This is a genomic window from Microbispora sp. H10830 (assembly GCF_014161375.1).
Classification (GTDB): domain Bacteria; phylum Actinomycetota; class Actinomycetes; order Streptosporangiales; family Streptosporangiaceae; genus Microbispora; species Microbispora catharanthi.
Genome location: NZ_JABBWX010000029.1, coordinates 64023 through 73833, shown reverse-complemented (window position 1 = coordinate 73833; position 9811 = coordinate 64023). Strand labels below are relative to the sequence as shown.

At 71.1% G+C, this 9811-nt stretch carries 9 protein-coding genes and 1 pseudogene; 5 read left to right on the top strand and 5 right to left on the bottom strand.

Features of this window, described 5'->3' with window-relative positions; translation table 11 throughout:
- Positions 1-262 (bottom strand): annotated as a pseudogene (locus HHX35_RS40780) (hypothetical protein); the annotation flags it as partial.
- Between the two features lie 288 nt (positions 263-550).
- Here HHX35_RS40780 and HHX35_RS40775 point away from each other — a divergent pair.
- Together HHX35_RS40775 and HHX35_RS40770 are read left to right on the top strand one after the other, a co-directional pair.
- Positions 551-1417, top strand: coding sequence for a universal stress protein (locus HHX35_RS40775; RefSeq protein ID WP_182903946.1), 867 nt, complete (start codon positions 551-553; stop codon positions 1415-1417).
- A gap of 62 nt (positions 1418-1479) precedes the next feature.
- Positions 1480-1896 carry a CPBP family intramembrane glutamic endopeptidase gene (locus HHX35_RS40770; RefSeq protein ID WP_182903945.1) on the top strand — a complete coding sequence of 139 codons (417 nt, stop codon included), beginning with the start codon at positions 1480-1482 and terminating at the stop codon, positions 1894-1896.
- Here HHX35_RS40770 and pflA read toward each other — a convergent pair.
- The 4 genes from pflA to HHX35_RS40750 all read right to left on the bottom strand — a co-directional run bounded on the left by pflA (position 1883) and on the right by HHX35_RS40750 (position 6539).
- Entirely contained in the window at positions 1883-2692 is an 810-nt protein-coding gene (gene pflA, locus HHX35_RS40765) for a pyruvate formate-lyase-activating protein (protein WP_182903944.1), read from the bottom strand. The two genes, HHX35_RS40770 and pflA, sit on opposite strands and share 14 nt — an antisense overlap.
- Positions 2692-4965: a formate C-acetyltransferase gene (gene pflB / locus HHX35_RS40760; RefSeq protein WP_182903943.1), complete on the bottom strand. Its 2274-nt coding sequence runs from the start codon at positions 4963-4965 to the stop codon at positions 2692-2694. Before pflB ends, pflA begins: the two co-directional genes overlap by 1 nt.
- A 184-nt stretch (positions 4966-5149) precedes the next feature.
- A complete protein-coding gene (locus HHX35_RS40755) occupies positions 5150-5572 on the bottom strand; it encodes an Hsp20/alpha crystallin family protein (protein WP_182903942.1) in 423 nt (140 codons plus the stop codon).
- 265 nt (positions 5573-5837) lie between these two features.
- Positions 5838-6539 carry a CBS domain-containing protein gene (locus HHX35_RS40750; RefSeq protein WP_182903941.1) on the bottom strand — a complete coding sequence of 234 codons (702 nt, stop codon included), beginning with the start codon at positions 6537-6539 and terminating at the stop codon, positions 5838-5840.
- A gap of 169 nt (positions 6540-6708) precedes the next feature.
- Here HHX35_RS40750 and gap point away from each other — a divergent pair, with 169 nt between their 5' ends.
- The 3 genes from gap (at position 6709) to HHX35_RS40735 (ending at position 9794) form a co-directional block, all read left to right on the top strand.
- A complete protein-coding gene (gene gap, locus HHX35_RS40745) occupies positions 6709-7701 on the top strand; it encodes a type I glyceraldehyde-3-phosphate dehydrogenase (protein WP_182903955.1) in 993 nt (330 codons plus the stop codon).
- Between the two features lie 172 nt (positions 7702-7873).
- The gene (locus HHX35_RS40740) at positions 7874-8884 is read left to right on the top strand and encodes a zinc-dependent alcohol dehydrogenase (protein WP_182903940.1); all 1011 of its coding nucleotides are present in this window, start codon (positions 7874-7876) and stop codon (positions 8882-8884) included.
- A gap of 7 nt (positions 8885-8891) precedes the next feature.
- Positions 8892-9794 carry a hypothetical protein gene (locus HHX35_RS40735; RefSeq protein WP_182903939.1) on the top strand — a complete coding sequence of 301 codons (903 nt, stop codon included), beginning with the start codon at positions 8892-8894 and terminating at the stop codon, positions 9792-9794.
- Positions 9795-9811 lie beyond the last annotated feature (17 nt).

Here is a 9811-nt window from a genome sequence, read left to right as displayed (position 1 = left end):
AGCCGGTGGTGGGGCTGCCGCCGTTGATCCAGGCCTTGGCGGTGGGGGTGGCGAAGCCCCAGCCGAACAGTTTGTCCAGGAAGGCCCACAGGAACACCCAGCCGATGGCGATGCGGGCGGCGGCCCAGGCGTACCGGGCCGGGCCGGTGGTGGCGGCGGGGATGGTCTCGCCGTGTGTGCGGGGGGCGGGGACGGTGACCGCGGCGGGAGCGGCGTCGTGGAGGCGGTCGTTCCTCTGGTTGCGCCCTTGGGTGGTGGCCATGACCGGCCCCTTTCAACGTCTTTGCTCTCTTGTGACACCTCAAGGAAACCGCGATCACCGGCCGTGCCGCAGGAGCCGTACGGCACGCTCCGGTCGTCTCGAAGTCCCGTGATCGTGGGACTTTCGGTCCAAGCGCACAGCGAAATCACGCCGCGCATGGCCCACGGAGCCGATCACGACGCGCACCTGGTGAGCGAGCCGGGCGGAAGGTCCCCTGCGGCGGTGACCAGCGGCCCTGCACCCCCGCCGACAGAGGCGGTCGAATGGGGGCGGAAACGAGGAGGAGTCATGATCAAGCCAGTCATCGTCGCCACTGACGGCTCGCCCGCGGCGGTCGCCGCGGTGGAGTGGGCCGCCGGCGACGCCGCCCGCAAGGGCCTGCCGCTGCGCATCGTGCACGCCGTCGACCGCCTGCCGTACGAGCTGACCCGTTACCCCGTCGTCCCCAGCGATGATCAACTGATCCGGGCGGGACGACGCGTCCTGGAGGAAGCCGAACAAGCCGTCCGGGAGACCCACCCCGCGCTCCGCGTCACCACCGCTCTGCCGGAGGGCGAGCCGGTCAAGGTACTGCGCCGGGAGGCCGCCGACGGTGCGGAGATCGTCATCGGCAGCAGAGGCCATGGCGGGTTCGCAGGGATGCTGCTCGGCTCGGTCAGCACACACCTCGCCGGCCAGGTCCCCGTCCCCCTTGTGGTGGTGCGGCCTGAATCGTCGGCGCCCCACGGTCTGATCGTGGTCGGCGTCGACGGCTCCGACGAGGCGGAGGCCGCGCTGACGTACGCGTTCGAGGAGGCGCGGCTGCGTGGCAGCCGCCTGCTCGGCCTGTACGCCTGGCAACTTCCGGTGCACGCGTACGCAGCCGAGATCACCTACGACGTCGACGAGGTGCGGCAGGCCCAGGAGGAGCACGTGGCCACTGTGGTGGCGACCTACCGGGAGCGTTACCCCGACGTGGACGCCGAGATCCGCGCTGTGTGCGCACACCCCGTTCCCGTACTCGTCGAGGCCGCCGAGAAGGCCGATCTCCTCGTGGTCGGGTCCCGCGGACACGGTGCCATCGGCTCGGTGGTGCTCGGTTCGGTGAGCCGGGCCGTCCTGCACCACGCGGGCTGCCCCGTCGCCGTCGTGCGCCCTTCCACCACCGACCAGTAGAGACGCCTGCGAGATCTCGGATGTGACAGAAGTGGTGAAACGCCGCGCGGATCACGATTAGGGTGGTCCGCGCGGCTCAAGTGTTCCTCGTCGCGGCCGCCTGCGAGGAGGCGGGATGGACGGCGTACGCCACCGACCCGCTGTGCACCCGCTGGAGCCTGCCGGCCGCCGGCCTCATCCTGGGGGTGACATGGGCGGTCTGGCACCTCGTCCCCTACGCCCAGGCCGGCCACGGCCCCGTGTGGATAGCGGGCCAGTGCCTGTACACGGTGGCGCTGCGGGTCGTCATCGTCTGGCTGTACCTGCGCAGCGCGAGCGTGCTCGCCGCGGTCGCCTGCCATGCCGCCTCCAACGTCGGCTGGTCCCTCTTCCCCGACCACGGGTCGCACTACGACCCCGTTGTCACGGGAAGTGTCGCCGCCGCGGGGGCCCTGCTGGTGGTGACCGCATGGCCCGCGGCACGAGTCAGACGCTGGTGACGCCGTGCGCGGCGAACTGGGCGTGCACGCGCTCCAGCAGGGCACGGTCCGGGGGCCTGACATCGGCCAGGGGGAAGGCCAGCCCGAGGCGGGCGTACTTGCCGGCGGCCATGCGGTGGAAGGGCAGGACGTCGACCCGTTCGACGTTGCCGAGTGTCGCGACGAATCGGGCCAGGCCGTCCACGTTCTCCTCGGCGTCGGTGTGGCCGGGGACCAGGACGAACCGCACCCAGACCGGGCGGCCGAGGTCGGCGAGGCGGCGGGCGAAGCGCAGGGTCGGGTCCAGGCTCGCCCCGGTCAGCCGCCGGTAGCCCCGCGGGTCCCATGACTTGATGTCGAGCAGGACGAGGTCGGTGTCGGCCAGCAGCGCGTCGCTCGCTCGGTCGCCGAGAAAGCCCGAGGTGTCCAGCGCGGTGTGCAGGCCGCTGTCGTGGCAGCGGCGCAGCAGCTCGCCGGTGAATCGGGGCTGCAGCAGCGGCTCCCCACCGCTGACCGTCACCCCGCCGCCGGCCACCGAGATGAACCGCCGGTAGCGGTCCACCTCGCTCATGACCTCGTCCACCGTGACGCGGCGGCCGTCGCGCATCCGCCAGGTCTCGGGATTGTGGCAGTACAGGCAGCGCAGCGGGCAGCCGCAGGTGAACACCACGAAGCGGGTGCCGGGACCGTCCACCCCGACCGACAGGTCCCACGACTCGATGACGCCGCCGCCCGCCGCCGGCTCCGAAGCGCGGAGCTCGGCGGCGGCGTCCTGGCGGAGCCGGGCGGTGGAGTCGCCAAGGAGCCTGTCGCACATCACAGCCGTCCGTGGAAGGTGCGGTCGATCACGTCCTGCTGCTGCTCGCGGGTGAGCCGGACGAAGTTCACGGCATAGCCGGAGACCCGGATCGTGAGCTGGGGGTACTTCTCGGGGTGGTCCATCGCGTCGATCAGGGTGGCGCGGTCGAGCACGTTGACGTTCATGTGGAAGCCGCCCGCGTCGAAGTAGCCGTCGAGCACGCCCACCAGGTCGGCGACCCGGTCGTCGGCCGTGCGGCCCAGCCCGTCGGGGGTGACGGTGCTGGTCAGAGAGATGCCGTCCCGCGCTTGGTCGTAGGGGAGTTTGGCCACCGACAGCGCCGAGGCGACCAGGCCGTGCCGGTCGCGGCCGTTCATCGGGTTGGCGCCGGGGGCGAACGGCGTGCCGGCCCTGCGCCCGTCGGGGGTGTTGCCGGTGTGCGTGCCGTACACGACGTTGGAGGTGATGGTGAGCACCGACTGGGTGTGCTCGGCGCCCCGGTAGGACGGGTGGCGGCGGATCTTGTCCATGAACGACCGCACCAGATCCACCGCGATGGCGTCGGCGCGGTCGTCGTTGTTGCCGTACGCCGGGTAGTCGCCCTCGACCACGTAGTCCACGGCCAGCCCGGTCGCGTCGCGGATCACCCGGACGGTCGCGTGCCTGATGGCAGACAGGCTGTCGGCGGCCACCGACAGGCCCGCGATGCCGCAGGCGAGCGTGCGCTTGACGGGGTAGTCGTGCAGCGCCATCTCGATGCGCTCGTAGGCGTACTTGTCGTGCATGTAGTGGATGACGTTCAGCGCGTTCACGTACGTCTTGGCCAGCCAGTCCATCATCCGGTCGAACGCCGCCGCGACCTGGTCGTAGTCGAGCACGTCGCCGGTCAGCGGCGGGTAGGCCGGGCCGACCTGCTCGCCGGTCATCTCGTCCCGGCCGCCGTTGATCGCGTACAGCAGGGCCTTGGCGAGGTTGACCCGGGCGCCGAAGAACTGCATCTGCTTCCCCACGGGAGCGGCCGAGACGCAGCAGGCGATGGCGGTGTCGTCGCCGTACGCCGGCCGCATCAGCTCGTCGCTCTCGTACTGGATCGAGCTGGTCTCGATGGACAGGGCCGCGCAGAAGCGCTTGAACGGCTCGGGCAGCCGCGGCGACCAGAACACCGTGAGGTTCGGCTCCGGAGCGGGGCCGAGGTTGCGCAGCGTCTGCAGGTAGCGGTAGCTGGTGCGGGTGACCAGCGGCCTGCCGTCGGCGCCGATGCCGCCGATCGACTCGGTCACCCAGGTCGGATCGCCGGAGAACAGCTGGTCATACTCGGGGGTGCGCAGGAAGCGGACGATGCGCAGCTTGATGACGAAGTCGTCGACGAGCTCCTGCGCCTGCTGTTCGGTGAGCCGTCCCTCGGCGAGGTCCCGCTGGAGGTAGACGTCCACGAAGGTCGAGGTGCGGCCGAGGGACATCGCCGCGCCGTTCTGCTCCTTGACGGCGGCGAGGTAGGCGAAGTACATCCACTGGATGGCCTCGCGCGCGGTGCCGGCCGGGCCGGAGATGTCGTAGCCGTAGGAGGCGGCCATCTGCTTCAGCTCGTCCAGCGCGCGGATCTGCTCGGCCAGTTCCTCCCGGTCGCGGATCACCGCGTCGGTGGAGAAGTTACCATCGAGCGAGCGCAGTTCGGCCCGCTTGGCCTCGATCAGCCGGTCCACGCCGTACAGCGCGACGCGCCGGTAGTCCCCGATGATGCGGCCGCGGCCGTACGCGTCGGGCAGGCCGGTGATTATCCCCGCGCGGCGGGCCGCCCGGATCTCGGGCGTGTAGGCGTCGAAGACGCCGTCGTTGTGCGTCTTGCGGTACTTGGTGAAGATTTCCCGCACCTTCGGGTCGAGCGTGTAGCCGTACGCCGCCAGGCCGTTCTCGACCATCCGCAGCCCGCCCGCCGGCATGATCGCCCGCTTCAGCGGGGCGTCGGTCTGCAGGCCGACGATGAGCTCACGGCCGGAGTCGATGTAGCCGGGACGGTGCGAGGTGATCGAGGAGGGCGTGGCGGGGTCCACGTCGTACACCCCACGCCGGCGCTCCTCGCCGAACAGGCTCGACACCTCCGCCCACACCGCGCGGGTCCGGTCGGTCGGCCCCGCCAGGAACGACTCGTCTCCCTCGTACGGCGTGTAGTTGGCCTGGATGAAGTCGCGCACGTCCACCGACCTGCGCCAGGTCGTGCCGCGGAAACCGCGCCACGCCTCATGCGCGGTCGCCTGCGCGGGACCCTGTGTCCTGACCTCCGTGACCGTCATCGCCTGTCCCCTTCCTCGGTTCCGCCTCCACTGTCGTCCCTGCCGCCGCCCGCCTCCGCGAGCGGAGGTCACCGATCACGGGGACCAAAGTCATCCGCGCGGTGGAAGGGGACGGGCGGGGGGCCCGGCCGGCCCCCCGCCCGTCTCGTCCGCCCTCCGGTGGTCGCGAGGGCCTGTCTCGCGGTCAGTGCTGGACGAGGATCCTGCGGCCCGCGGTCTTGTTCTCCTCCTCCAGACCGACCGTGATCTCCAGGACTCCGTCCCTGTAGACGGCCGTCACGTCCTCGGCCTTGGCCGTCGGGGGAAGCGTGACCGAGCGGGAGAACGCGCCGTAGGCGATCTCGGAGCGGCGCGGCTCCTTGGCGTCCTTGACCTCCTTGATCTTCTCGGCCCGGATGTGGAGAATCCCGTGGCCCACGGTGACCTCGAGGTCCTTGTCGGGGTCGATGCCGGGAAGCTCCGCCCGCAGCACGTACCGGCCGTCCGCGACGAAGTCCTCCACCCTGATGATCTGGCCGAACGGCCGGAACCCGTAGACCGGGCTCTCCAGCAGCTCCAGCAGTTCAGGGAAGGGGAACCGGCCCTGGCTCCGCTCCGTGAGGTTCATCGTGACCTCCTTGTCTCGATGACGACGCACCAAGCACACACCCGCCGCTTCCTCTCCGGCAGGGCAGGACGTCCCACCCGAAGGTCCTCGAAACACCGGCCGCCCGCGGGTCGTGAGTCCCCTCGCGGTGGGGCCTTCGGCGCTGCACACCGACCCGACCGGCTCATGGATCCGTCTGATGGCTCCGGGCACCGTGAGTCGCGGGGGCACACGCCCGCCTGGGCCGGTTGAGCCGCGACGCCGCCGGCGCCGGACGGGAACCCTGTCAGCGGTGGCGCCAGGTATGGGTGTCGTCCTCCTCCCACTCCAGGTGGTCGATCACGTCCACCACACCGTTGACGCCGCGCGCCAGCCGGGCGGCCGTCAGCGCGTCGCTTCGCCAGTGCAGGCGACCGGTCAGCGTCACGACGCCCTGGTCGACCGTCACGGTCACCCCGGCCAGGTCGCGGAACAGGGAACGGCCGAACGTGTCGATCGTGATCTCGCGGGCGATGTCGGCGTCCGGCCGGGTGAAGACCCGCAGCAGGTCGTGCCGGCCGACCATGCCCTCGAGCGTGCCGTCCTCCCCGACGACCGGCAGATGCGTGACGCCGTGCTCGTCCATGAGCCGGATCGCGAACACCACCGCCGTTCCCGGGCCGATCGTCACGGCCGGGGAGGTCATCAGCTCGGCGGCCGTGTCACCGCGCGACTTCTCGCGCCATCCGTGCCCCGTCCGGCCGAACAGGCGCCGCAGCCGGGCGCGCAGCGGCGGCCGGTAGCCCTCGTGGGCGTACTGATCCTTGAACTCCTCCTTGAGCAGCAGGTCCGCGTCCGTGACGACGCCGATGACCCGGTCGTCGGCGTCGACCACGGGCACGGCGCCCAGGTCCGCGGCGATCAGCACCTGGGCGACGGTCTTGAACGGCGTGCCCCCCTCCACCGCGGGGACGTCGCGGGCCATGACCTGGGCGACCTTCACACGCATCTCTTCCTCCTCGTGACACCTCCCGCATCCCATCGCCGCGACCCGGCGGAGGCGGAGAGGCGGAAGGCCTTCGCGAGGGGGGCTGTTGCGCCTCTGTCTTCCGGCACTTACGCCTCTACGTCCGTTCCGCGCCGGAACGGACGATGGCGGCACAGTCAGCTTGAGGAGGATCACCATGAGGATCGGCATCAACGGGTTCGGCAGGATCGGCAGGGCCGTGCTGCGCCGCGCACTGCCCATGGGCGTCGAGGTTGTCGCGATCAACGACCTCGCGGACGCGGCGACCCTCGCCCACCTGCTCAGGTTCGACTCCACGCACGGCCCCCTCGGCGTGCCGGTGACCGCGAGCGCCTCCTCCATCGACGTGGACGGCCGCAGCATCCCGGTCACCGCGCACAGCGATCCGGCGCACGTCGACTGGGCCGCCTATGGCGCCGACCTGGTCATCGAGGCCACCGGCAGGTTCCGCACGCGGGACGACGCGGCCCGCCACCTCAAGGGCGGCGCCCGCCGTGTGCTCATCTCCGCGCCCGGCAAGAGCGTGGACGTCACGATCGTCCCCGGTGTCAACGACGCGGCCTACGACCCCCGCCGCCACGAGATCGTCTCGATGGCCTCCTGTACCACCAACTGCGTGGCCCCGATGGTGAAGGTGCTGCACGAGAACTTCGGCGTCGTCCGCGGCTTCATGACGACCGTGCACGCGTATACCGCCGACCAGCGGCTGCTGGACGCCCCGCACAAGGACCCTCGCAGGGCCCGCTCGGCCGCCGTGAACATCGTCCCGACCACGACCGGGGCCGCCCGTATGGTCGGCGAGGTGCTGCCCGAGCTCGCGGGCCGGCTGGACGGCGTCGCGCTGCGCGTACCGGTCGAGGACGGGTCGCTCACCGACCTCGCCGTGGTGCTGTCCCGCCCTGCGGGGGCGCAGGAGGTCAACCGGGCCTTCGCCGGCGCCGCCGACCGGGAACTGAAGGGCGTGCTGCGCTACAGCACCGACCCGATCGTGTCCCGCGACATCGTGGGCGACCCCGCCTCCTGCGTGTTCGACTCCGCGCTCACCCAGGCGGACGGCGAACTGGTCAAGGTCTTCGGCTGGTACGACAACGAGTGGGGTTACGCCAACCGGCTCGTCGAGATGGCCGCCCGCATGGCCGGGTGACGGCCGAAGCAGCCGACGAGGCTCGCGGCGGTACACGCCGTGATGAAACGTCTTTCCATCCCGCCTGTGTCCGCGGCCGCGGGCGTCCTCGCCGCGGTGCGGTGGCCCGTCCGGCCTCCGCCCGCGCAGGCGCCGCGGGAGGGCGCTGAAAGCCCGGTGAAAGGAGAAGGCAATGCGTGCAGCGGTGGTCACCCGGTTCGACGGCCCGATCGAGATCCGCGACATTCCGGTGCCGGAGCCGCGGCCCGGCCAGGTGCTGGTGCGTGTCGAGGCCGGCGGGCTGTGCCACACCGACATCCACGCCGCCCGCGGGGACTGGCCGGTCAAGCCGGCTCTGCCGTTCACGCCGGGCCACGAGGGCATCGGCGTGATCGAGCAGGTCGGCGCCGGCGTCACCGGCCGGGCCGTCGGGGAGCGGGTCGCGGTCCCGTGGCTGGGCTACGCGTGCGGCGTGTGCGACTACTGCGTGAGCGGGCGGGAGACGCTCTGCGAGTCCCAGCTGAACACGGGCTACAGCCTGAACGGCTGCCACGCCGAATACGTCGCTGCTTACGCCAGCCATGTGGTCCCCGTGCCCGAAGCCGTGAGCTCGTTCGACGCCGCTCCTCTGACCTGCGCCGGGGTCACCACGTACAAGGCGGTCAAGGTCTCGGGGCTCCGTCCGGCCGAGCGTGCGGCGATCTTCGGCATCGGCGGACTGGGACATCTCGCGCAGCAATACGCGCAGATCTTCGGCGCCGAGACCGTCGCGGTCGACGTGACGGGCGAAAAGCTCCTCCTCGCCGGTGAACTCGGCGCCACTCACGTCGTGAACGCCGCGGCCGACGACCCGGTGCGAGCGATTCGCGACCTCGGCGGTGCCGACGTGGCCGTCGTCCTGGCGGCCGACCCGCGCGTCCTGCAGCAGGCGCACGCGTCACTGCGTCGTGGTGGACGCCTGGTGCTGGTCTCGCTGCCCCGGGACAACGCGATGTCCCTGCCTGTCTTCGAGACGGTGCTGGGCGGCATCAGCGTGATCGGGTCCATCGTCGGCACCCGCGCCGACCTGGCGGAGGTCTTCCGCCTGCACGCCGCCGGCCGCACGACGGTGAAGTACGAGACCCGCAAACTGGACGACATCAACCAGTCCTTCGAGGACATCCTCGCCGGCCGGATCCCCGCCCGGCTGGTCTTCGAGCTGTGAGACGGTCATGACCACCCTCGATTCCCGGCCCGCCCCTGCCGCCTCGGCGGCATGGCCCGGCCGGGCCGTCATCTGGCTGCGGCTGTCGGTCACGGCAGCGCTCCTGGCCGCCGCGGGCAACATCTACGCGCTGTTCGATCTGGAAGGCGTCTACGGCAGGGAGACGAGCGCCTTCGTCGACCAGGCGACAGCCCAGGACGCCGTCGATCTCGTCGTGGTCTCCCCGGCGATCGCCGTCCTCGTCCTTCTCGCTCTCCGTGGCTCGCTCCGCGCGTACCTGACGTGGCTCGGCGCCGTGGCCTTCACGACCTACAACTACGTCGTCTACACGCTGTCGGTCCATGTCGGTCCGCTGTTCCTGGTCTGGGTCGCCGTCCTCGGGCTGTCCGCGTTCTCCCTCATCGGCGGCCTGGCGGCACTCGACGCGCGAGCGGTCGCCGCCTGGTTCGGCCAGACGTCGCGGCGGCCGGCGGGGTGGTTGCTCATCATCGTGGCCACGCTGTTCACGCTGCTGTGGCTGAAGGACATCGTGCCCGCGATCCTGGCCGGCCGCCTCCCTCAGAGCGTGAGCGAGCTGGCCCTGCCGTCCAGCCCGGTGCACGTACTCGACCTGTCGTTCTTCCTGCCCGCCGCATTCGTCACCGGAGTGCTGCTCCTCCGAGGACGGCCGTGGCCGTACACGACCGCGCCCGGCCTGCTGGCCTTCCTCGCACTGACCGGGCTGCCGATCATGGTCACGCCCTTCGTCGCGCAGGCCCGCGGCGACGAACCCGCATGGGCGGTGCTTCCACCGATCGCGGTGATCACCATCGCCTGCCACGCCGTCCTGGCCCGCCTGACGCGGCCGCGTGGGCCGAAGGTCCTCCGACGGGATGGCTTTGGCCTGCGGCCTTCCCATACGTCCGAATGATCTGCTTGAGGGCATGG